The 25,448-nt window shown below is 46.5% G+C and carries 21 protein-coding genes; 11 read left to right on the top strand and 10 right to left on the bottom strand.

The window, feature by feature from the left end; translation table 11 throughout:
* Positions 1 to 117: 117 nt before the first annotated feature.
* From ACJJID_RS05365 to ACJJID_RS05350, 4 genes are all read left to right on the top strand, one after another.
* A complete protein-coding gene (locus ACJJID_RS05365; protein ID WP_444921805.1) occupies positions 118 to 1,026 on the top strand; it encodes a LysR family transcriptional regulator in 909 nt (302 codons plus the stop codon).
* A 248-nt stretch (positions 1,027 to 1,274) separates the two neighbouring features.
* Positions 1,275 to 1,898: a hypothetical protein gene (locus ACJJID_RS05360; RefSeq protein WP_152453018.1), complete on the top strand. Its 624-nt coding sequence runs from the start codon at positions 1,275 to 1,277 to the stop codon at positions 1,896 to 1,898.
* Positions 1,899 to 2,065: 167 nt separating this feature from the next.
* Positions 2,066 to 2,461, top strand: coding sequence for a hypothetical protein (locus ACJJID_RS05355; protein WP_444921804.1), 396 nt, complete (start codon positions 2,066 to 2,068; stop codon positions 2,459 to 2,461).
* A gap of 687 nt (positions 2,462 to 3,148) precedes the next feature.
* A complete protein-coding gene (locus ACJJID_RS05350; protein WP_444921803.1) occupies positions 3,149 to 3,664 on the top strand; it encodes a GNAT family N-acetyltransferase in 516 nt (171 codons plus the stop codon).
* A gap of 156 nt (positions 3,665 to 3,820) precedes the next feature.
* On the opposite strand, the gene ACJJID_RS05345 is transcribed toward ACJJID_RS05350, so the two are convergent.
* The 3 genes from ACJJID_RS05345 to ACJJID_RS05335 form a co-directional block, all read right to left on the bottom strand.
* Positions 3,821 to 5,209 (bottom strand): MFS transporter, encoded by a 1,389-nt coding sequence (locus tag ACJJID_RS05345; protein ID WP_444921802.1) that lies wholly within the window; start codon positions 5,207 to 5,209, stop codon positions 3,821 to 3,823.
* Positions 5,210 to 5,378: 169 nt separating this feature from the next.
* Positions 5,379 to 6,764, bottom strand: coding sequence for an MFS transporter (locus ACJJID_RS05340; protein WP_444921801.1), 1,386 nt, complete (start codon positions 6,762 to 6,764; stop codon positions 5,379 to 5,381).
* Between the two features lie 88 nt (positions 6,765 to 6,852).
* Positions 6,853 to 8,235 carry an MFS transporter gene (locus tag ACJJID_RS05335; RefSeq protein ID WP_444921800.1) on the bottom strand — a complete coding sequence of 461 codons (1,383 nt, stop codon included), beginning with the start codon at positions 8,233 to 8,235 and terminating at the stop codon, positions 6,853 to 6,855.
* A 252-nt stretch (positions 8,236 to 8,487) separates the two neighbouring features.
* On the opposite strand from ACJJID_RS05335, the gene ACJJID_RS05330 reads away from it, so the two are divergent.
* The 4 genes from ACJJID_RS05330 to ACJJID_RS05315 all read left to right on the top strand — a co-directional run bounded on the left by ACJJID_RS05330 (position 8,488) and on the right by ACJJID_RS05315 (position 12,073).
* Positions 8,488 to 9,009 (top strand): DUF4174 domain-containing protein, encoded by a 522-nt coding sequence (locus ACJJID_RS05330; protein WP_444921799.1) that lies wholly within the window; start codon positions 8,488 to 8,490, stop codon positions 9,007 to 9,009.
* 360 nt (positions 9,010 to 9,369) lie between these two features.
* Entirely contained in the window at positions 9,370 to 9,981 is a 612-nt protein-coding gene (locus tag ACJJID_RS05325; RefSeq protein WP_444921798.1) for a hypothetical protein, read from the top strand.
* Positions 9,982 to 10,601: 620 nt separating this feature from the next.
* Positions 10,602 to 11,243, top strand: a complete 642-nt coding sequence (locus tag ACJJID_RS05320; protein ID WP_444921797.1) for an NAD-dependent epimerase/dehydratase family protein — start codon at positions 10,602 to 10,604, stop codon at positions 11,241 to 11,243.
* A gap of 173 nt (positions 11,244 to 11,416) precedes the next feature.
* Positions 11,417 to 12,073 carry an exopolysaccharide biosynthesis protein gene (locus ACJJID_RS05315; protein ID WP_444921796.1) on the top strand — a complete coding sequence of 219 codons (657 nt, stop codon included), beginning with the start codon at positions 11,417 to 11,419 and terminating at the stop codon, positions 12,071 to 12,073.
* Positions 12,074 to 12,128: 55 nt separating this feature from the next.
* On the opposite strand, the gene ACJJID_RS05310 is transcribed toward ACJJID_RS05315, so the two are convergent.
* From ACJJID_RS05310 to ACJJID_RS05300, 3 genes are all read right to left on the bottom strand, one after another.
* The gene (locus tag ACJJID_RS05310) at positions 12,129 to 12,728 is read right to left on the bottom strand and encodes a lysostaphin resistance A-like protein (RefSeq protein WP_444921795.1); all 600 of its coding nucleotides are present in this window, start codon (positions 12,726 to 12,728) and stop codon (positions 12,129 to 12,131) included.
* A 94-nt stretch (positions 12,729 to 12,822) separates the two neighbouring features.
* Positions 12,823 to 13,344, bottom strand: coding sequence for a GDYXXLXY domain-containing protein (locus ACJJID_RS05305; protein WP_444921794.1), 522 nt, complete (start codon positions 13,342 to 13,344; stop codon positions 12,823 to 12,825).
* Positions 13,341 to 14,657 carry a DUF2157 domain-containing protein gene (locus ACJJID_RS05300; protein ID WP_444921793.1) on the bottom strand — a complete coding sequence of 439 codons (1,317 nt, stop codon included), beginning with the start codon at positions 14,655 to 14,657 and terminating at the stop codon, positions 13,341 to 13,343. Before ACJJID_RS05300 ends, ACJJID_RS05305 begins: the two co-directional genes overlap by 4 nt.
* Before the next feature lie 244 nt (positions 14,658 to 14,901).
* On the opposite strand from ACJJID_RS05300, the gene ahpC (ACJJID_RS05295) reads away from it, so the two are divergent.
* Entirely contained in the window at positions 14,902 to 15,468 is a 567-nt protein-coding gene (gene ahpC / locus ACJJID_RS05295; RefSeq protein ID WP_152452997.1) for an alkyl hydroperoxide reductase subunit C, read from the top strand.
* Positions 15,469 to 15,956: 488 nt separating this feature from the next.
* Here ahpC (ACJJID_RS05295) and ACJJID_RS05290 read toward each other — a convergent pair whose 3' ends face one another.
* The 4 genes from ACJJID_RS05290 to ACJJID_RS05275 form a co-directional block, all read right to left on the bottom strand.
* Complete coding sequence (locus ACJJID_RS05290) at positions 15,957 to 16,112, bottom strand: hypothetical protein (RefSeq protein ID WP_444922609.1); 156 nt, start codon at positions 16,110 to 16,112, stop codon at positions 15,957 to 15,959.
* A 47-nt stretch (positions 16,113 to 16,159) separates the two neighbouring features.
* Positions 16,160 to 17,530: an ATP-binding cassette domain-containing protein gene (locus ACJJID_RS05285; RefSeq protein ID WP_444921792.1), complete on the bottom strand. Its 1,371-nt coding sequence runs from the start codon at positions 17,528 to 17,530 to the stop codon at positions 16,160 to 16,162.
* A gap of 585 nt (positions 17,531 to 18,115) precedes the next feature.
* Positions 18,116 to 19,312 (bottom strand): MFS transporter, encoded by a 1,197-nt coding sequence (locus ACJJID_RS05280; protein WP_444921791.1) that lies wholly within the window; start codon positions 19,310 to 19,312, stop codon positions 18,116 to 18,118.
* Complete coding sequence (locus ACJJID_RS05275) at positions 19,309 to 22,680, bottom strand: Gfo/Idh/MocA family oxidoreductase (RefSeq protein ID WP_444921790.1); 3,372 nt, start codon at positions 22,678 to 22,680, stop codon at positions 19,309 to 19,311. Before ACJJID_RS05275 ends, ACJJID_RS05280 begins: the two co-directional genes overlap by 4 nt.
* Positions 22,681 to 23,058: 378 nt before the next feature.
* Between ACJJID_RS05275 and ahpC (ACJJID_RS05270) the strand changes: the two genes are divergently transcribed.
* On the top strand, positions 23,059 to 23,625 hold the full coding sequence (gene ahpC / locus ACJJID_RS05270; protein WP_444921789.1) for an alkyl hydroperoxide reductase subunit C: 567 nt from the start codon (positions 23,059 to 23,061) through the stop codon (positions 23,623 to 23,625).
* 78 nt (positions 23,626 to 23,703) lie between these two features.
* Positions 23,704 to 25,254, top strand: a complete 1,551-nt coding sequence (gene ahpF / locus ACJJID_RS05265; RefSeq protein WP_444921788.1) for an alkyl hydroperoxide reductase subunit F — start codon at positions 23,704 to 23,706, stop codon at positions 25,252 to 25,254.
* Positions 25,255 to 25,448 lie beyond the last annotated feature (194 nt).

Genomic DNA, 25,448 nt, shown 5'->3' with positions numbered 1-25,448 from the left:
TGGCGATAGTGCCCCCTAGCCCACCTATGAAACAGTGAGCTACCGGTGGAAGTCTTTTGTCTTTCTGACAATAATAAAGGGGAGATACCCGTACAAAGCACCAAATATAGAGGTTTTATGGATAAAATCAGGGCATTACGCTACTTCAAGCGAGTGGCAGAACTATGCAGTTTTACCGCCGTAGCCGAGGAATTTGATGTGCCCGCCTCCTCCATCTCCCGGCGGGTTCGGGATCTGGAACAGTCCCTAGGGGTAGAGTTATTGCAGCGTAGCACTCGCAAGGTGGAGGTTACCGAGCTGGGCAAACTTTACTATTCCATGACCAGTGAAGCCATTCGCCAACTGGAGCAAGCCGACGAACTGGTGAGCCAAACCTTCGAGGCACCGAGCGGGTTGATTCGCATCAGCTGCCTGCCCTCTTATGGGGAACAACACCTGACACCCTTGCTGGAAGAATTCGCCCAGCGTTACCCCAAAATTGTTTTTGATCTGCACTACAGCGACGACCTTGCCCAGCTGGGCAAAGACCCAGTAGATATCGCCATACGTGGAGGCTATGCCCCCGATGAGCATGTCATCGCCAAGCGCCTATCCAAGAACGAATTCTCACTCACCGCCACGCCAGAGTACCTAAACGCCCTGGGGCAGGAGTTTCCGCTGAACAAACAAGCTATCGAATCTGCCCAAGCCCTGCAGTACCGCGGCCCCAGAGGCCCCATAGACTGGCACTATTTGGATGGTGACCATTGGGAGCCACTGAAACTATCCACCCACATGATAAGCAATAACGGTAAGGCCCTGCTGGCTGCAGCGCTGAATCACCGCGGCATGTTCTGTGTACCTTCATGGAGTATTTGTGAATACCTGGAATCCGGGGAATTGGTGCAGGCACCCACCCAAGGGCAGGTTTCCGTCAGCCCCGGGGGCGATATTGGCATTTTTCTACTTTACGAGCGCAGTAAATATCAAATACCCAAAATTAAATTATGTGTGGATTTTATTTGTGAGCATTTGCAGCAAAATTAAGAAAAAGGTGAAAAATACCACACGGTAAAGTCAAATGTAAAAATCAACCATCTAGTGCCAACCCCATTACAATATATGACACTCTGATCGTCGAAAGGTAGTCAGTATCACTTCTATATCCAAGCCTCTTGGCCAATTATTTTATCGAGCTATGTGTGTAACTCCCATCTAAGCAGGGCAATTCGCAACGCCGATCAAACTATTATATTCTAAGGGTCTTAAAAAGTTTACATCGCAAGGAAGGATCCATGGGGCTTGATTGGAACCCAGCCAACAAGGCAAAACCTGGACATGAAGAAGAATTTAAGAAAATCACTAAAAAGCTTTTAGGAAAAGTTTGGTTTGGGAGGAAAAGACTAGAACAAAGGTTTGAAGAGATATCAATCTCTGCTTTTGAAACCCTCAATACGCCCCAAGTAGGCATCGACGAAGCAGCTACCCTGTGGGCTAAAGAGAAGTACAAAGGCTCAAATCAAGAAATAAGTGAAGAAGAATTTCTCTCCAGATTAACTGGATACTATGTACTAGAGCTCTCTCCTCCGTGTGATGGCATCCCCTATTACAGCAATAGTCTATTGGGTTACGTGGATGCTTACTCTTTCAGAGCCCAGCTTTTGAAAGACTGCAAGGAAATAATTGGTGAAGACCTACTGGCTAAATCATTTGAATACCAACAGCCTTCAGAGCTGGTTAGGTATGGTGAGGATCTAATTAAATTAGCAAGTAGATATTCTGAATCACATAAAATTAAGATCCCAGATCAGGCACCCGAAGAGACAGGCACTTCTTTCAATCTACATGTTGTAGTATCTGCCGGTCGATGGTGTAAATTTTGGGGAAAAAGAGGTCACATGTTAGAACCATTTTTTTGAACTGGTGTAAGCAAAAATGGAAATCAGGAATATATCCAGCAAAAGAACAACAATCTACAAGCAACGCACACTACAATAAATGAGCAAAACCTAATCAGTTTTAAATAGTACAACAAAGAGATTAACTGAATTAAATCAACTTTAGCTATTCATCATATAGGAATGATATGCAAGCTATTATAACTCTAACTATCGCACTCCTATCCAACGCAGCCGCCGCTGCTCAGAGCACGCCTGAAATCCTTAAGATGTATGAGCACTTTACCCTGTCTAGCGCCGCAGCGGGTAAATGTTACAAGCCGACAGAGCAGGAACTAGCTCTATTTCTAGCCAATTATGAGCTGGTTACCCGAATGTCCTCCCAATACATTAAAAATAAAAAGCCAAGCCTCACGGACAAGCAGGCCTCACAGATACTCCTTGATGCAGGCAAGCGAGCAACCGACATGGTATATAGGGAAATAGAAGAGGCAAGCTGCACGAGCCCCAAGATTCAAGATCTTATTAAGCGATTTAAGGTGCAATCCGCTTGGAAGCCCGGTAAACAACCTTCAGGCAAGTAATCATGAAAGGATAATTGGTACTAACGATCAATATCAGACGATATCTCCTAGCTAAGAGATCGTTAACATACGACAAAAGCCTGAATGTCCACTCCCCAAAAGATAACTTTAACAATATAATTGTTACCTAGACCTTAAAGGGAAATAAATCTTACTATTCAACAATAGGAAACACAGGCAAGTCGATATTAATAAATCTATTAACATTCAACAAGCTTAGGCCTGTGTATGTTTACCCTATCTACTTCATCAATTTTATAGAAAAGGATTACCCGTGGGACGAAAATTAATCTGGTCAAGCATTTTGATTGCCTCATTAAGTGGTTGCTCCTCCCTCATGGAGGAAACTGTCACAAAAAGAGCACCCTTTGACTTAAACTGTGACCCTAAATCCATGACCATTCACCAACTAGACCGACGCACATACGGTGCTTCCGGTTGCAATAGACGCGCCACATACATCTTAGAAGGGCCTTGTGCAGGACCGGGAAGCCCCTGTGTGGCCGTAATGAATTCTACCGTTGATGAGCAAAAATTTTAATGACCTCTTAATCTTTAGGTATCTGCGAAGTTGGAACTTTTTCAATCTTACTTCGCAGACTCACTCCTATTTAAAAATTTTGACCAACTTTTAAAATAACCTGAAATATCATCAAAATTAATGTACCAATGGAGTGTTGAACAGAAATGAAAGTAAGTACCCAGCGCTTAACCATGTCACCTATCACCAAAGGTGATTGGTCACTATTTGAGAGTTTGCATACTAATCCTCAAGTAATCCAGTTATGTTTCGATGCGCCAGATGAAACAGAATTAAAGTCTAAGTTTGAATCAAGACTTACGCTCTGGGAAGCGAACTCTAATACTTGGTTGTGCATGACTATTATAGATAAACTCTCCGGCCAGAAAATGGGGGTTACTGGGTTTCAATTAGAGAACGGCATAGCCGAAGTTGGCTATTTATTGTTACCAGAGTTTCATGGAAAAAGTTATGGTACCGAATCGCTTACCGGCTTAATGGAATGGGCCTATTTAGAGCATGGTATTGCGCACTATAAGGCAGTAGCAACAGAAGGTAACATTGCTTCAGAGCGGGTGCTCGGGAAGTGCGGCTTTCATCTTGATATGATCATCCCAGAAGCCCACATGATTGGCGGAAAGACTTATGCCGATCATATTTATTTTCGAAAAATAGAGGCTTAGACAGAATATCCTTTGGCGAGACTTTGCTATTTTAGTACTCAAGGGCGAATAGAAAGATAAAAAAACACAATGATTACTATACAAGCCCTTTCGTCAACCCAAAACTGACCGCCCTTTTGAAGAGCTATTTACTTATAGATGTACTCATTAGGTATGCTAACCAGATAACTCCTTCTTCTGGCTAGCTCCAACAAAAAACAAACAGCCAATCAATCCTGCAAGTGCAAGATAGGCATTAACCGTAAATGCCCGGTCAATACCTGAAGCAATATCAGGGGCAAAAGCCACGATAGTCGCATTCATACCAAGCCCAATAGCGCCGCCAGCAATTTTAAACATATATAAAACAGCCCCAGCAAGGCTTGCCCGGCTTGGTGATACGGCCGTGATTGCAGCGGTGGTAATTGCAGGATTGAATAGGCCAATGCCAGTACCCAGCATTGCCATACCCGGCAACAGAGACACAAATCCTGTGTGGTCGTTTAGATGAGACAACATAAACATTCCCACACACATGCACAGTATCCCCGCCCCCGCCAGCCACCTTGGCCCAATGACTTCATAGAAACGTCCAGACAAATAGGCGAACACCCCGGAAATAACCATTAACGGAATCAGTGACATACCGGACTGCATCGCACTGTATCCCTGTGTTTTTGTCAGAAACTGTGGAATATATAATAGCGCTGAGAAATATAAGACAGCGACTAATAGGGTGACAACACTTGCCGCAAGAAATTTCCTATTACCGATAACATCACCAGGAATCAGCGCATTGCGCCCTGTTCGATATTCAGTAATAGCAAACACACAAATAAACACACAAAACACTGTCAAGAGCGCGATAATTAGCGGATGCTTGAAACCGATCTGCCCAGACATATCAAGAGCAAACAGCAAACCAAATAAAGAAATTGAGAGAGTCGCCACCCCTGGATAGTCAATTTTTTCATCTGTTGGCTCAGGAGGCTCGAACGGAACCACCTTCCAGCATACAAACATGGCGAGTGAAGCAATGGGGATGTTGATTAAAAAAATCCAACGCCAACTTAAAAGGTCAGCCAGTGTCCCCCCCAATACCGGGCCTATGGCATTAGCGAAGGCACAAACTGCCATAATTAACCCGCCAGCCTGGCCTGAGCGGTCCTCGGGCATCAGGTTATAGGTCATCCCCAGGACGGATGGCCACATCATTGCCGCTCCGATCCCCATCAAAGCTCTTGAAATCAAGAGCATGTAAACATTAACAGCCAACCCCCCCAGAAGTGAAAAAAACATAAAAACCAAGGTGCCACAAAAGAATATATTTCTTCTACCATAGAGATCAGCAAGGCGACCACCGGTGATAATTAAAACACCAAAGACCAATGCATAACCATTAATAATCCACTGTGAGGTGGTTATGTCCACGTTAAATTCATTTTCTATAGCGGGCAATGCTGGGGCAAAAGCGGTAAAGTCATTAGCAACAAGGAATACTGCCATAGATAGGGCCGTAAGCCCTAGATATTGCTCCCTACCTAGAGAGGAATTTGACGCCGACATAAATTGACTCCTTCTGCACCACTTTAGATTTCAATCTTGATCAGCGTTTTTAGTCATTTTTCAATCACCCTCGTATGTCAAAATTTACTTACTCTTTCATTTCCAAAATACTTATTTCGTATCAAGTCTTAAGTTACTCTAAAATGAGCAACACGCTCCTCCTTAGCTACTAACGCCCTGAAAGCACTTTGGGTAGCGGCCCTGGAACAAAGAAAACAGCGATGATAAATGCACTAAGAGCAAAGTAGGCATTCACCGTATAGGCTCGACCAATACCTTCAACCACAACTGGGGCGAACGCCACGATAGTCGCATTGATCCCCAACCCCAATGCCCCTCCAGCAATCTTGAACATATATAGAATCGCACTAGCCAAGCTTGAACGACTTGAATCAACAACCGAAACAGCTACAGTAGTTACCGCTGGGTTAAACAGGCCTATACCAATACCTAGAATAATCAACCCAGGAATAAGCTCCAGATATTCAGACTCATGATTAAGGTATGATAGAGAAAAAATCCCTGCTCCCTTGCAGACAAGCCCTACACAGATCAAGATCTTAGCCCCCAGCTGTTTATGGAGCGCCCCAGAGAGGTAGGAAGTCAAGGCAAAAGTAGCCATAAGAGGAACCATTGCAAACCCAGACTGGACGGCAGTAAATCCTCGATATTCAATGAAGAATTGTGGCATGAACAATAGAACCACAAAAAACATCATTGCGGATAACAGCGTTACAATACTCACAACACAAAATGTTTTATTTGTGATGATATCTGCCGGAATCAAAGCCATCTCTTGATTACGTCTCTCTAAAACGATAAAGAGACATATAAATATTAGGAATGCCATTAACAAGTAGACTACCAGTGGGTGCCTAAATCCAATCTCAGAGGCCAGATTCAAAGAAATTAGAAGACTAAATAGCGAGACACTTAATGTGATGACTCCCAGGTAATCGACTTTCTCACGTGTACCCGTTGGAACATCATCAGGCACTGACTTCCAACATAATAGAATTGCTGTAAGAGCAAGGGGAATATTTATGTAAAATATCCAGCGCCAGCTCAAATATTCTGCTAGAACTCCACCAGCAATAGGCCCGACTATATTCGCCAGCCCCAAGACTGCCATTAAACCTCCACCAACCTGGCCTGCATACTCTTTAGATACCAAGCTATATGTCATTCCTATAATTGATGGCCACATTAATGCTGCCCCTATGCCCATTAAACAGCGGACCACCAATAGCATCGCCATATCGATAGAAAGCCCACCTAATAGTGAGCAAAGGGCAAAAATGCCAGTCCCCGTAATAAATGCGCGTTTTCTTCCATAAATATCAGCCAAGCGCCCGCCAGTAACCACCAAGATACCGAATACAAGCGCATAGCCATTGATTACCCATTGTGAGGTAGTAATATCAAAACCAAATTCATTCTCTATGGCAGGTAGCGCGGGGGCAAATGCACTCATATCAATAGCGATCAGAAAGAGGGCCAGGGCAGCTGAAGATAACCCATAGACCTGTGCCCTTGAAATCTTCGGCTGCTCCACTAACCTACTTCCTTCATCAGTTTTGGGTGAGAACCCAAAAATAGGATATTTACTTCAGCCTTCTCCACATACTCCCTCATTCCAGCCGTTACCCCTCTTCCCGCTCTGGGATTCTGGGTGCACTCATAAACAGAAAAGCAATGACAAAGCCCACAAATGCGAAACAGGCATTCACCTCAAATGCCCGGCCAATACCTGATGTTATATTCTGTGAAAAACCCAATATCGCTGCATTAACACCTAAACCGACAGCCCCCCCGGTAATTTTAAGCATATAAATAATGGCACTCGCCAGGCTGGCACGATTGGGATTAACGATGGCAATAACCATCGTTGTAGTTGAGGGGTTAAATAGCCCAAGGCCTGCCCCTAAAATGATTAACCCAAAGATATACTCATAGCCTAGACTCAGCCTAGACAAAAAGAACATTCCCAGACTCATACCAAGAATCCCAACACAGACCAGTAGTTTTCCACCTGTCCTCAAATATAATTTTCCTGCAACAAAGGACATCAGTCCAAAAGCAACCATCATTGGGACCAAGACCAACCCTGACTGTATAGTAGAAAAGCCTCTCACATTAGTTAAGAATTGTGGCAAGTACAAAATACCTGAGAAGAAAGTTACAGAGGTAAAGAGCGTAACTGCACCTGCAGCCAAGAAACGCTTGTTTTCAATGATGTCTGGTGGAATCAGTGCAATATCACCGGCTTTTATTTCTATAATGAAAAAAGCAACGCTGAATAATAAGAACAAAGATAACAGCCCCACCACTAAAGGATTCAGAAAACCTCTCTCAGAAGCAAAGCTTAAGGCTAGGAGAAAACTTAACAACGAACCTGTAAGGGCAACAACACCGAGATAATCAATTTTTTCATCCGGATCATAGGGGGCATCTAGAGGGGTAAATTTCCAACACATATATACTGCGACAGTAGCAATAGGCAAATTGAAGAAGAATATCCAGCGCCAACTCAGTAGATCTGCCAACAAGCCGCCCACAACCGGGCCAAGGGTATTGGCCAAGCCACAAACCGCCATAATCAATCCCCCAGTTTCCCCTGCGCGCTCTTCAGGCATCAGGTTATAAGCCATACCCAAAATTGCAGGCCACATAAGGGCAGCCCCCACACCCATCGCCGCCCGACTTGCCAGTAGCATTGGCACATTGATTGAAAGCCCACCGACAAGGGAAAAGAGCAAAAAAATACTGGCTCCAGCTATAAAAGTACGACGTCGACCGATAATGTCTGCTATACGCCCCCCGGTAACAACCAGTACCCCAAACACCAGTCCATAGCCATTAATAACCCATTGTGAAGTGGTAATATCCATATTCATCTCCCTTTCGATGGCCGGAACCGCCGGGGAGAAGGCGCTAATATCGATAGCGATAATAAACAGAGCAACGAATATGGCTAATAGGCCTAATCGGTTTGACTGCTGGGAGGACTCCTGCACGTACGCCATGAATGGTACCAGCTTCAGAGACTCCAATTGAAAATCAAGTCAGGAAGTTGTCAGGTCCCTGCAATACTTGGGTTTGGGACTTCTCTCAGTAGCCTAGTGCTTAAGAGCCTCTTTAATAAGGTCCACTAAAAACCAGGGGGCCACCCCCTATTTTATTAACAGGGGCAATCAAGAGAGGCACCGTAAAAGTCTAGTTGATTTAACTCAGCTAAACTTAGTGTATTTAGCAATCCAAATAGCAGAGTTGTACTAATGCGCATACTGTTTTTTTTGCTATTAATTCTTCATTCTTTACAGCTTTCCGCAGAAGAAGTAGCTATAAACAATCTTAAAAATTTCCAATGGAAATATCGTGTGTTACTCCTGGCCAACCCTAAAGACGTGCCGGAGACTATGCAGTCTCTGCTCAAGCTGGAACCACAATTCGCCGAAAGGCAACTACTGTGGTTTTTGTTTTCCAATGAGAAGATCGAGACTAATTACCCCGGTGAAATTGCCAGAGATTTCGGTGTTAATGTCCGCGATCAATATTTCAGGGGCAATACGGAACAGGTTGTTTTAATTGGCAAGGATGGTGGAGTGAAATATCGCACTGTAACCTTCTCACCCGTGGAAATATTTCATCGTATAGATCGGATGCCCATGCGGCAGCAGGAGATGCAAGGTACCTATTTACCCAATCAAGATCGGCTTAATAACTGTATTGAAACTGCAGGAACACTAAATTTTTTTTCTAGAATTGCCGAGAAGTTTTGTATTGAGCAACCTAAATAGAAGCATGTCTAGGCATCCTTGATGCCTAGACATGCCGCCCCCCTTCGCATCTGACCATCATCCAATCTCTACGCACACTGGTTATGTACAAGACTTATTACTTTAGAGTTCATTCATCCCATCTACGCATTAAGTCCTGACCAACATACATACCCGGCTAACCTTTATATCCGATAGATCCATAGATTAAATGACGCCTGTTAGATCCGATTCCTGATTCTTTCCCGCACCATCTTGAACGACATTGGTTGCACTTTGACAAACTGACCCTGTCCATCAAAAACAGACACTTTAATGATCCTAGCCTGAGCCATATCAGCTTAAATTTTATCCGACCTTTTAATCATAAAGGCTACGTTCATGAAGAAAGATTCATCCCTGGTCACAGTCATTTTGATTACTCTAGCCTTTATAGGGTTTGAAACAGCCGCTGAGGAGGGCAATCACAACGCCATCACAAATGGTAAGGGCACCATTTGTAGCAATGAATATGTCTTATGCACATCCGCTCCTTGCGTTCCAGATCCTGAGAAACCGGATTCAAATGCAATTTGTAACTGTGATGTTAACGAGGGATTGAACTTCGGGTTATCAGAATGTAAAGCCCGTGTGCCTGTGACTGACTCAAACGGTGTAAAAAAAGCCTTATCGACATTTTCTTTCGCACAGGCACCTACTAAGCCTGTACTTTCCTGCCCACAGGGTAAACCGTGGACAGATTGCCTGGATCAACCTTGCATTGTCGATCCAATGAACCCCCTCAAAGCCATATGCACATGCAAGATTGTACGTGATAAGCCCTTTGTAACTTTTGGGGGAGACTGTGTTTTTCTGACTTGTGATACGGGCTACTGGTCAGGAGCAACGGTAGGGTCTTATGTTGGGGCAAGCAGAGATCTTATGAAGGCATTCCATTTAGATGAAATACCGGCCAAATATTGTGCAGGGATGAAACCTGAGGTTTTACAGTAAAACTTGTATTATTTCGAACTTCTCCACCGCTTCGGCTATTCCTGAAAAACGATAGCCGATTCGTCCTTTTGTCCGTAAATCGTTACCTGGCAAAGTGCTGACTGACCCGTTTGGATAAAGTTGCTGGCACCATCCACATTTACGACACTCAAGCAACACCTGGGCCGATTTGGATTGGATTGTGGTACTGCCTTAGGCAAGCCAGTGAGAGAGCTTCATCATGTTGGTTACAGGTTCCGTTGACGTTGGCTCAAACTCAGTGAGAATTGATTTTGTGGGAAGATTGGATAGCAAAAGAACTAACCAAGCCAAATCAACCTGAATGCTTCTCAGTCTTCATGGACAACGCCGTTGAAAACCCAAGCCTATATAAGCCCGCTATATCTTACCTAACATCAGAACTTATTGCATCACTACCTGGAGTTAATCTTTCAAGGCTCAATATCTAATGGCAAAAAAATTCCAAACTTCTTTTCTAATTTTTTTAACGGAGTGCTCATTTATTTAAAAAAACTGACTAAAAATTCAAGTCCTTAAGCAGGCTAACAAACTTGACAATACCACCCCTTAATAGTGGATCATTCACCTTATAGAAAAGTGATTAGCCAGGAAATATAGCAATGAGAGCCATTATTATCGGAGCAACAGGACTGATCGGGAATCACCTGGTTGAGCAATTAGCAAAAGAAGCTTTCATTGATGAAATAGTAACCCTGACCCGCCGAAACACCCCCTCCCCCCACCCCAAGGTACGCAATGAAGTAGTAGATTTTGATCGCCTTGAGGAATATGCAGAATTATTTCGAGGCGACTTGCTCTTTTCCTGCCTAGGTACTACCAAGAAACAGGCTGGTAGCCTGGAGCAACAACATAAAGTGGATGTAGATTATCAGTTCCACGCGGCACAACTGGCAGCGAATAATGGGGTATCTCATTACCTGCTGGTATCCTCCAGTGGCGCTAATGCCAAGAGCAGCAATGCATATTTGCGAATGAAAGGAGAATTGGAGCAGAAGGTTTTGCTACTGCCCTTTGCCCAAATCAGCATCTTCCGCCCTTCCCTACTCATGGGAGATCGTAGTGACTCCCGCCCAGCTGAGAAAATTGGCGCCATACTACTACCCTGGATCTGCCTGCTGCCCGGATTACGTCGCTACCGTCCAATAAAAGGCGCTCAAGTGGCGGCAAAGATGGTGAGCGAGAGCCAAAGGCAGGGTAAGGGCCTGGAAACCTTCACTTTGGATGAATTGTTTTCCAACTAGATCCCCTGTTGGACTGGCGCTTGGGGCCTTGGCGGCACAGACTATCTCTAGAGGTTTCCCTTTCTGGTGAACGCCATGCTGTTGTTTGTGTCCTATTTGTTTGAGCTGCTCTTGCCCGTCTTGCTCCAGGTCGCCTTGCAGACGCTCCCTGCCGTAGCTCACAGTCGGCGAGGATGCCAGTATGTAAAACCCTGGCCATCGGGCCCTGCGCAACCAAACCCCGTCAGGCACTGAGCCTCGCTGTTATGCCCCAGGAGTTTACCGGTCTGTGCCAACTGCTCGAGCAAATCGAAACCAGCTGCCAACACGCTGAGCGGGTCTCCCTGGAACTTGTGATAGATACCATCGGGCTCAGGTCTTATGCGCCCTTCCTGCTGGTGGTGGGTCTGATTTTGTTCTCCCCCTTGAGTGGCGTGCCCGGTATTTCTACCGCCATGGCAGCGCTGCTACTGCTAGTAGCCATTCAACTTTTATTGGGGCGGAGACATGTATGGCTGCCCAAGTGGCTACTCAAGCGCTCCATATCTAAAAAGAAGCTCATAAGAGCATTGCATTGGTTGCGACGGCCGGCAGAGTTTGCTGACCGCTGGATGCAGCCGCGCCTGGACTTTTTGGTGAGGCGCGGTGGCACCTATGCCATCGCCACCACCTGTTCGCTGATCGCTTTGACGATGCCGCTGATGGAACTGGTGCCCTTTTCCGCTACTACGGCGGGATTTGCCCTCACCATTTTTGGACTGGCCCTGGTGGCCCATGACGGCCTACTGGCACTGATTGCCTTTACCATAACTGCTCTACTCACCCTACTACTCGCCCACACCCTGCTATAGGGTTGAAGGGATAATGGGCTGAAGGACTGAAGTGCCGAGCCCCTGAATAGACGAATTATTCGCTCAACCATCGATCGGCGCCCAGCACCTTGGGGTAATAGGCGAGAGCGGCCAAAGCAAAAAAATCGTAAACGGCGTGCCAGACTATCACCCCCAACAGGCTCCCACTGACCTGATAGGCATAGCCGAGGATCAGACCAAAGACAAAAATCAACAGTACATAGATCAGCGAAGCCCAATGTAGAAGTGCAAAAATGAGGGAGGCAACGAATAATCCCAAGAGCGGTGAACTCAGCTGTGATAACCAGGTTTGCAGAAAGCCACGAAATAACAGCTCCTCACACACGCCCGCAGCAATAGACAATATTACTAATTGGACAAGAGGCATTTTGCTGAAAATTGGCGCCAACCGGCCACAGTGCCAGCGCAGGGCACGGCCCACCCGATTATGGGAACGGGTCAACGCCACTACAGCAGCAAAGCTGAGTAACGCCCCCAGAATCCCCCAGGCCACTGAACTCAAAATAGTTCTATCAACAGTGGGAAGCGCTACCTCGGAAAACCCAAAACCGATTGCTGCCAGCAGCAGGCACCCCCCCTGCACCCACATCATGGTAGAGAAAATATCGATCCGATGTCCTTTCCCCTGTGACATAGCGCATCCCCCCATCCGTTGGCATTGTTTTCTCTGTTCGGTTATGAATCCGGCATACTCCTGCACCAAACACCGCACGAGTCAATTTACCGAATCAATCGTCCCCGATCACATTCTTAAGGGTCACTTGCCCGCTGGGCGCCACCATAAGCTCGGCAATCCCACCATCGCGCAATTCCCGCTCCAGCTGCAGGGCCTTTGCCTTGGGCGCAAAGTAAGCCTCTATGCCGTATTTAACACGATAAAAAAGCTTTGCGCGCCAAGCGTTACGACCCACAACCCGCCCCTTTAGAAATACCCCTTCGGAAGGTTTATCCAGGCTCGCTCCAGAAAACTCATAGAGCCCTGAAGGAGCTTTTTTCAAGGAGACATATACCACCTCTCCCTCTCGCACTCGCCGGTCTCCGGCTAGGGCCGACTTGGCAACGCGGGAAAAATCGTAATTCAGCTGCGCATAGTTACCTCGAAATAGAGAGCGGGGATCTACCGGAATCGCTTTGACCCGCACCAGCTCTCCCGTCCAAAGCGGCATCTGCGCTTTTACATACATCCCCACAAGAATGAAAAATTGCGTAGCAATCGCCACCCCTAAGGCGTAGGTCAATCCCTTCTTCATGACATTTCCTCCCCGCCCTGGTGGTGCTTCCAGTACTTGGCGGCGCCCAGCAGCAGGCCCGCAAATAGAATAAAGATTAACGTCGCCCCCAGATAATCGCCGATCAGGTCGATATAGCGCAGCAGTGCGGTGATCAATATCGACATCACCCCAAGAAAGAAATAATGGGAAATACCATCGTGAATACCCCGGTAGATCAACCAAATACCGCAGCTGATAAGGACGAAATTAGTCGCCACCTGCAGATACACTGCCAAATCCGGGTCGCCTCTGGTACTGACGGTAATCAGTGCACCAACAAAAAATACCAAGAGGAGGCCGCTCGATATCAGGCGCCTGGTCGGCAGTGCTAATACCAGCGTAGCGGCAGCCATCGCGGCTACCACCAGCCACATACTCAGCCGGTGCTCCCACTGGGCCTCAATCAGCTCCTCCCAGGGAAATGCAAAGCTGAATACCAGCAGGCTGACCAGAGCAAAACGCAGGCACCACACGGAAATCACCGTTGCGTAATCCTTGGCCACCGATGCCCCCCTCAAGGCCAACCAGTGGCTGAAAACATACAGCAGAATAAACAGGGCAACCGCTACCGCCAGATTCTCGGGATAGAGCTTCAACCCAACCCACGGCTGCTGGCTCCGCCAAAATTCCGACAGAGTGTATTCAACCCAGAAGCCGATACTCACTAAGAGCAACAGCATAAGAACCGTACTCGCACGTCCACGCAGAAGCACATAGAGAGATGCCGCAATAAAGAGCGGGAAAAGCGCCGGGTAGTAGCCCATGCTGACCTGCAAAAAGAACCACAGCAGCGCTAAAACTTGTGCCTGGATTGCCAGCCAGGGGCTGCGAGTAATCAGAGCAAACGGCAGGCAACCCAATGCCCACCAGAAGACGCCATCGAGCATATATTCGCCCAAATGGTATATCTGCGCGATCAGGATAATTGAGGCACCAAAGAAGAAGTTCCCCAGCAGGAAAAGCCCCTCGCCCCGGCGGGGATCGCCTGTGAAATAGATCCGCAGGGCAACGCATTGGGTAGCTACAGTGAGCGCTACCAGCCCTCCCATACGCAAAGCGCGTGGAATTTCCTCCCAGTTGGCACCAATCAGGGTAATCAGCGCCAAGGCGATAAACAGGTAACCGAGCCCCACCAACACGTTGTAACCCATTGAGCGCTGCCGGGCCCGATGGTAGTCCACTTCATAGCGGGCGCAGATTAACTCAGCCTGCGCCTCGCTGATTACCCCATCATCCACCCAGTCCCCGGCTTCCCGCGCCAGGTCATACTTCAACAACCTTATCAATCGCATACCACTTTCCTGCGGCTTTGTATCCATTACCGGTGAGCAGCACTACGCGCACCCCAAGTCCTTGGAGTATCTCTAAAGTCGCTTCCATCCACAATCTAGCCTGCCCCAGATAAGCGCATAGTCACAGGCTATCTGACACATTTAAATTGTTAATTTTTATTAAAAACACAAGAACAATAGTATTTAGGTCACAGAAGTTACAGACACAACGCGGAATACTTTTAATCCAACTAAGGAGCAATTCATGTCCCGTTATATCGAATCCGAACTCAAGCCCTTCAAAGCCAAGGCCTATCAGAACGGCGAATTTCACGACGTCAGCGACACCGATGTAAAAGGCAAGTGGGCCGTATTCTTCTTCTACCCCGCCGACTTCACCTTTGTATGCCCCACAGAGCTCGGTGATCTGGCGGACAACTACGAAGAGTTCAAAAAGTTGGGTGTAGAGATCTACTCCGTCTCCACCGATACCCACTTCACCCACAAAGCCTGGCACGACTCCTCTGACACCATCGGTAAAATCCAATACCCGATGATCGGCGACCCCACCGGCACCATTACACGTAACTTCGGTGTGATGATTGAGGAAGAAGGCATCGCCGACCGCGGCACCTTTGTGATCGACCCGGAAGGCCGTATACAGATCGTTGAGATCACCGCTGGTGGTATCGGTCGCGACGCCAGCGAATTGCTGCGCAAGATCAAAGCTGCCCAGTATGTCGCCGCACACCCCGGTGAAGTCTGCCCGGCTAAATGGAAAGAAGGTGAAGAGACCCTGGCCCCATCTCTCGACCTGGTAGGCAAGATTTAAGTTTTCCCAAGCCCTCACAGGATTGGAACCGGCAATGCCCACCTTTTGGTGGGCATTGTCATTTATAATTTTTGAACAGCAGATTCATACAAATTCAATAGAATTATCAAACGCTACCATAAATTTCGTTTTCAGAAAAAGTATGCCTGACTAACAAAAATCTAAACGTCGTAAGGCTCTAACTCTCTCTGCTTTTGATAATATGATCGCAATCTGACAATAACTGAATAGCCAACAATGAATCATCCATAGGAGCTTGAGGGCATTCCGTGCGTCCTGCAGCAAGGCAGCGTTGTACAGCGGCAGCCTCATAGATAAGCCCTTCCGAGCATGGGAAGATAAATTTTCAGGAAAAACTAGGCAGACGAAAGACCTATGTTTCAATAGGATATAAAGTGGCAAGGTTAATACCATAATCAACTAAATAGCCTGCCGTCAGTAACATACTACCTACTAATCCTCTTTTCTTACTAATCGATAAAGATTTTTCAATCCAAATCAAGCTGACCACCAACGCCTAAAGCCTTAACAAAACTCAGATTATGTGAAACCAATAACACGGCACCAGAAAAATCCATAATGGCATCCACTAATAGCTGCCGGGAATCCAGATCTAAGTGATTATCTGGCTCGTCTAGTAGTATAAGGTCTGTGGTAATGGTGCCTCGTGTAATGGCTAGTAGAGCTACTTTTAATTGCTCCCCCCGCTAAGTAACCTGAGAGGAAGCAGCGCCATATCACCCCTTAACCGCAAATTACCTAGCATGGTACGCCATTCAGATTCTTTTCTGCCAGGGTGAAGAAAGGAAAGGTTCTCTAGAGCTGATATCTCTTTATTGAGAAAACTGAAATCCTGATCTAAATAACAAACACTTCCACGCAGTTGGCAAACACCACTTAAAGCTTCTAGTTGGCCAGCAATAATCTTCAGCAGGGTGGACTTTCCACTGCCATTGCTACCCTTTATCCTCCAACGATCCCCCGTTCGGATTGTTAAAGATATAGGCTTATTATGAGAACCATATGGAAGCTGCAAATTTTCGAGATGCAGTTTTATTGATTTTCGAGAGTCACACTTAGTTATGGATAGCTTTTGTGGTCTTAGCCTCTGGGACTCAATTGTAGTTTTTTTACTTATCTCATCTCCTTTTCTCTCTAACTGTAACTTGCGCTGCACACACTTTCGCTTTAACTTTCCGAGACCTTTTCCTGCACGATCTTTTTGTGAATCCATAAGACTCTTGCTTTGAGAGTTCCGCTGGCCTTTACCCTGTCGTTTTCTAGTAGCAAACTTATGCAAACTTTTCTGTCTAACGTTATTTAATCTATTTAATTTTTTTCGATTATCTTCTGCCCTTTGAAGCAGGGCTGCATACTCTGTTTCTTTTTGTTGTGTATACGTACTGTATGCGCCGCCATAGATTCTCAGTCCTCGCTGATATATCGCCACTATTTGCCCAGTATTTTCTAGTAACTCCACGTCATGACTGGCTACCAACGCCCCGCCTGAATGACTTATTATTTTCTCTTTCAGCCATTCTCGACCACTCTGGTCAAGATGATTGCTAGGCTCATCGAGAAGTAAGTAATCATTTGAGAGAGAGAATGCATAGGCAAGGTGTAATCTGGCTCTTTGACCACCACTCAGTCTTTCAATAGGAGTCTCCAATGGCGCATGGATTTTTGCTTCCTCTAGCTGGCGTTGCCAATTAAGAGGCAGATGCCAACAGTCCGCAACGGATATCAAGCCCTCCTCTGATGCATGCCCTTGGTCAATCCGTGAAAAAACTTCATACAAGTGTCCATCTGCGAGGCAATCGACGATCCGCAAATCAGGCCGGTGATTCATCTGTTTCACCAGGTGATGGCGTCTTTTCCAAGATACCTTGCCGCTAGCAATGGAAACTTGACCGTGAAGAATGCCAAGTAACGTGGATTTCCCACTGCCATTAGGTGCAACTAATCCAGTGATCCCTATAGGTAATTCCAAACTTACTTCATGAAAAATCGAGGTTCCCCCAAATATCAGGGAGACGCTTTCAAGAGTACAAATAGCTGTCATATGCCCTCCGATCATAAGATCGTGCGGCGTATTTCTGCTATCGAACAAGACTGGTTCTCAAGGAAGATACGCCACCTGCAAAGGATTAAATAGGTCCGCAGCGATAGAGTGCGAACTTAGCTCCAATTATGCGCAGGACTTAATTCATCGGCGTAAAAAACTCCAGGTAGGATGACAGAATTTTATTTTCCAAGGTGGGAACATCTATTACAGGCGCTTAGCGTAATTAATATATTAGTACATTTCGAGCACTATTTGATCTACATGACTAGTAGCACTATTTGCCAATAAATGAGCTCAGACGACACCTACTATTGTAGCGATTATAGAATTTAATATACCTGCCCATCAAGCTTTGATACTGAACGCCTTATCACCAATCCGACCGTCTCCTAACCTATTAAGTATCAACCTGCAGGAAGAAGCACCTTATCAACCCGTTAGTATTTTCACTCTAACCACCTTCCTATGATAAGGCTGACTCAGCTGTGAGTGAATCACCCAGGTTTTTAACCCTGCACATTGAGAACTTCAACTGATTAACATTCTTTTTTATTCATGAGAATAATATAGATTATTAGAAGTTTATCGAGAACTTTTCAACCTCTCAAAAAAGGCTATCAATGTGCAAATTATAATCCCTGATAGAAGAAATACTGGGACTACATAAATAGCTGTTTGAATTCCATAATTTCCATCCAACCAACCCACCAAAGCATGGGCAAATATCAAAAAAACCCCTCCTGTGCCAAGAGAAAATGAAACAGTAAATGGTGGATTCTTGGAACAACGGGTTAACCACTCCATCGTATAGGGGAATAGGTAAGATAGTGTTAATCCGCATACCGGAAACCATATAGGATTCACCCAATAACCCAGAAGAAAAACCACTGCAGTCGATAGAAAAGAGATAATCAGCCAAAAGAAGGTATTGCCCTTCAGAAGAATAAAGGTAAAAAGTATCCTGCCAATGCACAATAGGCCAAAAAAGATTGATAGCAAGATATCAGCTTCAACCGCCCATGGGCCGCCTCTTGCCTCAAGAAACAGCACTAGTCGACTTGCAAGAATATGCTCCGATCCGTTGTAGGCAGAAACAATCAGCCCACCACCTATTGCAATCCACCACTCTTTTGGTTCTTTATCACGCTTACTCTTTTCTCGATAAGCACTTGGATCAATACCTCCCTCACCCGCTTGACGCCTTGCCCTGCTATTGCGTAATCCAAAGAAAATAAATAGTAAAATAGCGGTTGCAAGCCCACCAAACAGGTAGAACCCACCCTCCCAACCAAAGTGATATTTATAGAAGAGTACAGGCAATAATGGAGATAGTATTGATGCCACTCCGTAGGTGCTATGCAATCCACAATACCCTTGGCGAGTCAGGTCTTGAGGTACAAAAAGAGGAATTGCTACATTAATTAGCACCATACAACCCCCTGCACCGACCCCAAAAACAAAACTGCCCAAAATCAATACAGGAAAGGAGTGAAAATAACCAGAGATACCTGATAGGATGGAGCCGCTCCCCATGAAAATGACAAACAACCCCAAGCCAGATATGACTCTCACCCTCTTTATCCACAAAGATCCGGAGAGCGTCATCAATAAAGCTGAAAAGGTGGACAAAAAGAAAAAGGTGGAGCCCTTAGTAGGGGATACAGAAAAGAAATCTAGTATTTTTGGATAAATTGGTGCTTTATAAACTTCTATAAACCCCAGAAGAAACAGCGCTCCATAGCAGGACAACAATCCAAACCAATAGATATTTCGTTTCACGCAGCTTTTCTTTTAATGTGGTGGTCGCATTCTACGATCATCTTGATTGCCTGCACGGAGTCTGCTAAAGGAAGCTCCGGACACTCGATCAATCCTCTCTCCAAGCATCGCTGCACCGCCCGGGCCTCGTAGTATAGCCCCTCGGAGTTGGGATAATTAAACTCCCCCCTAATTCGCGGCAGCGGAAATTCATACAACCTGGTATTGTTATCGGCTCTTCGATCACCCTCGACCCTGGTTACGGAAATCCTTGTCGGGCAGTGAGCCGGTGAGTGTACTTTCACCCTACCCTCAGTGCCATAGACCTCCAATTCTTCCGCACCCTCAACCAGATGACTCCAGGAAACAACAGCTATAGGCCCGGAATCATAATGCGCATAGATTAATCCCGCACCATCCTCCTGAAATCCATAGTCATCAAGAACGCCAGAAAACTCTAGGTCTGATGCATTCCTTCCAAGCAACATAAGCGCGGCATGAATGGGGTAAACACCAGCATCCATGCCCGCCCCTACCCGCCATTTAGGCGATTGAAGCCCTTCATCCTTACGCAAGTCGAAACTTAAGTCTGCCCGAATCTGGCAAACCTTACCTATCTCGCCGCTACTTACGATGCTTCTACAATATTCAATAGCAGGGAAGAATCTCATCCACATTCCTTCCATACAAAACAGCTGCTTTTTATGGGCAAGCGCTTTAATCTTTAAGGCATCTTCCACTGTGAGCGCTAAAGGCTTCTCAACAAGCACCGGCTTTCCTGCCCTTAACGCCAGTTCAGCATGCTGCCGATGCAGCTCTGGGATGGTTGCAATATAAACAACATCAACGTCTGGATCAGAAACAAGCTCCAGATAACTCCCATACGCCCGACTGATTCCGTGGTTACTCGCAAAATCTTTCGCCCTATCCAAATCTCTTGAAGCCACAGCGTGAATTTCAGCAGACTCCAGATAATTGATAATTATCGCAAAGTCATTTGCAATTCTTCCGCAACCAATAATTCCCCAGCGTAGTGATTTTTGACTATATTTTTCCTGGTTTCTCACATTTGACGTTTTCGCACCAGCAGACCGAGAATCTTCATCTTCAATAGTATCTGGGTCCAAAACCAGCTCAGGATGTATAGCTAGTCTCTTTTGCAAGCTAATCCAGGAATTCTCCAGATCTTTATTTTTTATTTCATCTACCCAAGTGCAACGCCCTAGAGGCGCAGGCAGTGGAGCCCGTAATCTGCCCGATCGATGAATAGAAACTTGTTTAAGAGCTGTTTTGTATACATCCAAGTTAAGCCCTTTTACGCTAGCTGCAAGTCCCAGCTTGACGTAAATATCAAATAGAAACTCAACCTCCTCTTTGGTAATCAACTCCATTTGTTCAGCCACTATGGATGTGAACAGGCAATCAATACCTACTGCCTCACCATGCATCAGCCGAAATGATTCATCACGCTCCAGCCATCTTGAAAGTGTGTGCCCAAAATCCATCGGCCGGGATAAATTTTCCTCGTTTAGGTCCCCCGCGATGCTATCCAGCATGGCATCAATACATATCATAATAAGATTGTAAGAATCCTCTCCAGGCAAGCCATTAGAGTCGAGAAACCTGCTATCCAACAAGCCCTCACCCCTTTTAGATAGCAGATTGAGAACCTCTTTATTAAATACCACGCCCACTTTAATCATTTCGCCAATCGCACTCTTCAATACCCGTTGTGAGTTAGTGCGTAAAAAAGTCGGATCAATAATGGTATGCCGAGGACAGTGAAAAGCACCTAAACCATTCTTAATAATATGGTTCACACTCACTTTGATACCAATAGAGGAATCAATCATGCCCATAAGTGTAGTGGGAATACGTATCCACGGGGTATTACGCCGCCAGACGGCACTGACGAATCCTATGGTATCTGTTACTGCCCCACCCCCCATGGCTACGATTGGCTCTCTATAGCGAAGAGGGTTTGCCTTCCAGACCTCATCAATCACCTTGAGGAAACTATCAATATTCTTTGATTGTTCACCGCCTTTCATCACTATTGGAATAAGGCTAACTCCAACAGACTTTTCCCACTCAAGGATATCTTTTGCATAAAGATCCCAGACTCTGTCATCAACGCAACAGATGATCCTTTTCTTTGGTGGCCTTAGGATATCAATAAGAAAGTTATTACCGGGGGCAAATAGTTTTTGGTGGTACGAGATTCTTTGAGTAGTTGGCTCTTGACATACCGTATCTACAACCTGAGCAACAGGATGATAATCCTTGTTACTCTTAACCTGAGCCTGAATACTAGGCTCAATCGCCGCGGCTAGCTGAAGAACTCCACAGGCGTGTGGCAGCCTGGGGAGGCTTAAATACTTCTCGTCATCGTGGTATAAAATTGACTCAATAAATAACCTCTTCAGAGCACGGTAATCCTGCTCGAATAAGTAGCAATACCACATTGCACCTTTTTCTTTCTTGGTAAGCGTCAAAGCGCGCTCTAACACATCTTGGCTGGCCTGCCTGACCAAAACAGACTTGCCCGTGAGGCCTCTCCTCATCACTATACTGTTTTCTACCCCCTCACAGCGAGTGGCAAAAAAGGAAAAGCTGACTCCTAAGTTAGTTTCTACCTTGAAGGATAGTTTCTTAAAATCCTCAATATTACCAAAACGCTTTTGTACGGTTTTCTCAGGGTTAACTACTACATCAACAATGTTATTAGGAGCTAATTTCCACTTTGCAACACAGAGTTCAAGTTCATGACAGCACTGATTCAATAGCATTCCTTCAGAGTTTTGCCTAAACACACTTTCTAGAGAATCTTCAGGGTGGGGGTTGTGATGTATAAAACCAACGCTTCTGGAGTGCAACGCCCACTCATGGTCGATTTTCTCAGCTTCTTTAACAAAACTTGCAATATGTTTTTGATAACCTACGACAACCTTTACATTTTTTTCTTCGGCAATCCTTTCCATGGCTTGTAGTTTTTCCAGAGAATCTGCCCCTGGCTTTTCCAAGTAAATATTCCTATAGCCTTTGGCAACTACCGACTTAAACACATCCGTGGCTGATGGAGTTCTAACCGAGATGATGATCAAATGCTTGGAGAACATATCTGGCCTGGGCAACTGATCTACAGAGGTATAGATTTTGAAGCCTCCGAACTGCTCCTCAAGTCTTGCCATCTCTCTTTTATATGCCAGCCCTTTCTCGCTCGAAGCAACAGCCTCAGAAAGCCAATATTCCTCAATAACCGCATCCACGACTACATTTGGCATACTCATTAACTGAGACAAATGCAGCCACCCAATTGACTCCCCAGGCAGTCCTACACCGATTACTGTGGCATGTACTACGTTTTGATTCATATCGGCAACTTTCAACCTCACACCAGCACAAAGCTAAGCTAAAACCTCGAGCACCAACCCACTCTCATACCCCATTGCTAATGTCCTCGTATCTAGTCCTCAACTCTTTTTCAGCTCTTCATCACTCAACCCAGAGGCCGAGCTCTTAGCTGGTAACTTCCTGATTAAGGAATGCTGAGCAGCACTCAATACCGCTGCTTCTAGCGGTGATGAATACCTATCAACACCCTACAGTGGTATCCCCCACCCACGGCAATCAAGATACAGCCAAAGATAGCTATTAACTATCGAAAGCATTTAAATTAATAATTTTTATTAATTTATCGTAATCGATAGTATTACCCCCGTACCCAAACAACGACCGGCAATACAGCCATGAATAAGGAGCTATCCATGTCACGTTACATCGAATCCCAACTGAAACCCTTTAACGCCAAGGCTTACCAGAACGGTGACTTCTTCGATATCAGCGACGCTGACGTAAAGGGCAAGTGGGCGGTGTTCTTCTTCTACCCGGCCGACTTCACCTTTGTGTGCCCCACCGAGCTGGGCGACCTGGCGGACAACTACGAAGAGTTCAAGAAACTGGGCGTGGAGATTTACTCCGTATCCACGGACACCCACTTCACCCACAAAGCCTGGCACGACTCTTCAGACACCATCGGCAAGATCCAGTACCCGATGATCGGCGATCCCACAGGCACCATCACCCGCAACTTCGGCGTGATGATCGAGGAAGAAGGCATTGCCGACCGCGGCACCTTTGTGATCGACCCGGAAGGTCGCACCCAGATCGTTGAGATCACCGCCGGTGGCATCGGTCGCGATGCCAGCGAGCTACTGCGCAAGATTAAAGCCGCCCAGTACATAGCCGCACACCCCGGTGAAGTCTGCCCGGCCAAGTGGAAGGAAGGGGAAGAAACCCTAGCGCCCTCCCTCGATCTCGTCGGCAAAATTTAAACCCGAACAGCTCTGACCCGGCCCACCAAAAAGGTGGGCCACACCCAAATTTTGAAATTGTTAGGAAAGGACACACCGATGTTGGATGCAAACCTGAAGAAGCAACTGGACACTTACCTGCAGAATATCGTCAAGCCGATCGAGATTCGTGTGTCCACTGATGACAGCCAGAAATCCAAAGAGCTGGAATCGCTGGTCGATGAAATTTCCGCGCTCTCTGGAAAAATCAGCGCACGGCAAGGTCAGGCCAAGCGCACCCCGAATATGGCCATCGCTCCAGCGGGTGAAGAACCCCGTGTAAGCTTTGCCGGAATCCCACTGGGCCATGAATTCACCTCTCTGGTGTTGGCGTTACTGCAAGCGGGCGGCCATCCCTCCAAGGCGAACCCAGAACTACTGGAGCAGGTGCGCAATCTAAAAGGTGAATTTCACTTTGAAACTTACATATCGCTTTCCTGCCAGAACTGCCCAGATGTGGTTCAAGCACTGAACCTGATGGCCACCCTAAACCCGAACATCACCCACGAGATGATCGATGGCAGCTTGTTCCAGGATGAGGTTGAGCAGCGCAATGTGATGGCGGTACCAGCGGTCTACCTGAACGGCGAACATTTCGGCCAGGGGAGAATGTCTCTGGAAGAAATCGTCAGTAAACTGGATAGCGGCGCCGCAGAACGCAAAACTGAAGAACTCAATGAAAAAGCCCCTTACGACTTACTGGTAGTGGGTGGTGGACCCGCCGGTGCTGCAGCAGCCATTTATGCCGCACGCAAGGGTATTCGCACAGGCCTGGTAGCTGAGCGCTTTGGCGGACAGGTGATGGATACCGTGGGTATCGAAAACTTTATCTCAGCCCCTTACACCGAAGGCCCGAAGCTTTCTGCCAGTCTGGAGCAACACGTTAAAGAGTACGGCGTAGATATTATTACCGATCAACGTGCAGCCAATTTACAGCGCAACGAGCTGGTGGATATAGAGCTGCAAAGCGGCGCCACCCTATCCAGCCGCTCAGTCGTACTGGCCACCGGTGCCCGCTGGAGAGAACTCGGCGTGCCAGGTGAAGCGGAATACCGCACTAAAGGCGTAGCCTACTGCCCCCATTGCGACGGCCCCTTCTTTAAAGGTAAGCGCGTTGCGGTTATCGGTGGGGGCAACTCCGGTATAGAGGCGGCCATCGACCTGGCTGGTATTGTCGAGCATGTCACCGTATTGGAATTTGCCGACAAGCTACGAGCAGATGACGTTTTAGTACGCAAAGCTCAGCAGATGGATAACATTGACATTATCGTCAACGCCCAAACCACTGAAGTCCTAGGCGATGGTAACAAGGTAAATGGACTCGCCTACACCGATCGTGAATCTGGAGAAAACAAAAGACTCGATCTGGCAGGAATCTTTGTGCAAATTGGGTTGGTACCCAATACAGAGTTCCTTAAGGAAACCGATGTAGAAATGAATCGCACGGGAGAGATCGTTATCAACGAGCGTGGCGCAACTTCTGTACCCGGCGTCTACGCTGCCGGCGATGCCACCACTGTGCCTTACAAGCAAATTGTGATTTCCATGGGAGCCGGTGCCACGGCAGCATTGGGCGCGTTTGATTACCTGATCCGCTCCTCAGTGGAATAAATAGAGGTACTTCTCAAGGCCGGTCTAAGACCGGCCTTTTTTACTTCTGTACTGCACGAAATATTCCGCCATCCCAGCCCCTCTAAAGCATTTGCAGTCAAGGTCAACGGGATTCTCTAGCTCTCATCCTGCCACATAACCTCTCCTTTATCCCACCGACACTTTCTGTTCACATTGAACCTGACAGCCTTAAA

It is taken from the genome of Microbulbifer sp. CnH-101-G, from assembly GCF_052466775.1.
The sequence above is the reverse complement of the archived record's forward strand: the minus strand, read 5'-3'. Positions and strand labels throughout refer to the sequence as shown.

Coding starts and splice junctions, on each gene's coding strand:
- ACJJID_RS05365 (WP_444921805.1), top strand. CDS start 118: ATGGATAAAATCAGGGCATTACGCTACTTCAAGCGAGTGGCAGAACTA.
- ACJJID_RS05360 (WP_152453018.1), top strand. CDS start 1,275: ATGGGGCTTGATTGGAACCCAGCCAACAAGGCAAAACCTGGACATGAA.
- ACJJID_RS05355 (WP_444921804.1), top strand. CDS start 2,066: ATGCAAGCTATTATAACTCTAACTATCGCACTCCTATCCAACGCAGCC.
- ACJJID_RS05350 (WP_444921803.1), top strand. CDS start 3,149: ATGAAAGTAAGTACCCAGCGCTTAACCATGTCACCTATCACCAAAGGT.
- ACJJID_RS05345 (WP_444921802.1), bottom strand. CDS start 5,209: ATGTCGGCGTCAAATTCCTCTCTAGGTAGGGAGCAATATCTAGGGCTT.
- ACJJID_RS05335 (WP_444921800.1), bottom strand. CDS start 8,235: ATGGCGTACGTGCAGGAGTCCTCCCAGCAGTCAAACCGATTAGGCCTA.
- ACJJID_RS05330 (WP_444921799.1), top strand. CDS start 8,488: ATGCGCATACTGTTTTTTTTGCTATTAATTCTTCATTCTTTACAGCTT.
- ACJJID_RS05325 (WP_444921798.1), top strand. CDS start 9,370: ATGAAGAAAGATTCATCCCTGGTCACAGTCATTTTGATTACTCTAGCC.
- ACJJID_RS05320 (WP_444921797.1), top strand. CDS start 10,602: ATGAGAGCCATTATTATCGGAGCAACAGGACTGATCGGGAATCACCTG.
- ACJJID_RS05315 (WP_444921796.1), top strand. CDS start 11,417: ATGCCAGTATGTAAAACCCTGGCCATCGGGCCCTGCGCAACCAAACCC.
- ACJJID_RS05310 (WP_444921795.1), bottom strand. CDS start 12,728: ATGTCACAGGGGAAAGGACATCGGATCGATATTTTCTCTACCATGATG.
- ACJJID_RS05305 (WP_444921794.1), bottom strand. CDS start 13,344: ATGAAGAAGGGATTGACCTACGCCTTAGGGGTGGCGATTGCTACGCAA.
- ACJJID_RS05300 (WP_444921793.1), bottom strand. CDS start 14,657: ATGCGATTGATAAGGTTGTTGAAGTATGACCTGGCGCGGGAAGCCGGG.
- ahpC (WP_152452997.1), top strand. CDS start 14,902: ATGTCCCGTTATATCGAATCCGAACTCAAGCCCTTCAAAGCCAAGGCC.
- ACJJID_RS05285 (WP_444921792.1), bottom strand. CDS start 17,530: ATGACAGCTATTTGTACTCTTGAAAGCGTCTCCCTGATATTTGGGGGA.
- ahpC (WP_444921789.1), top strand. CDS start 23,059: ATGTCACGTTACATCGAATCCCAACTGAAACCCTTTAACGCCAAGGCT.
- ahpF (WP_444921788.1), top strand. CDS start 23,704: ATGTTGGATGCAAACCTGAAGAAGCAACTGGACACTTACCTGCAGAAT.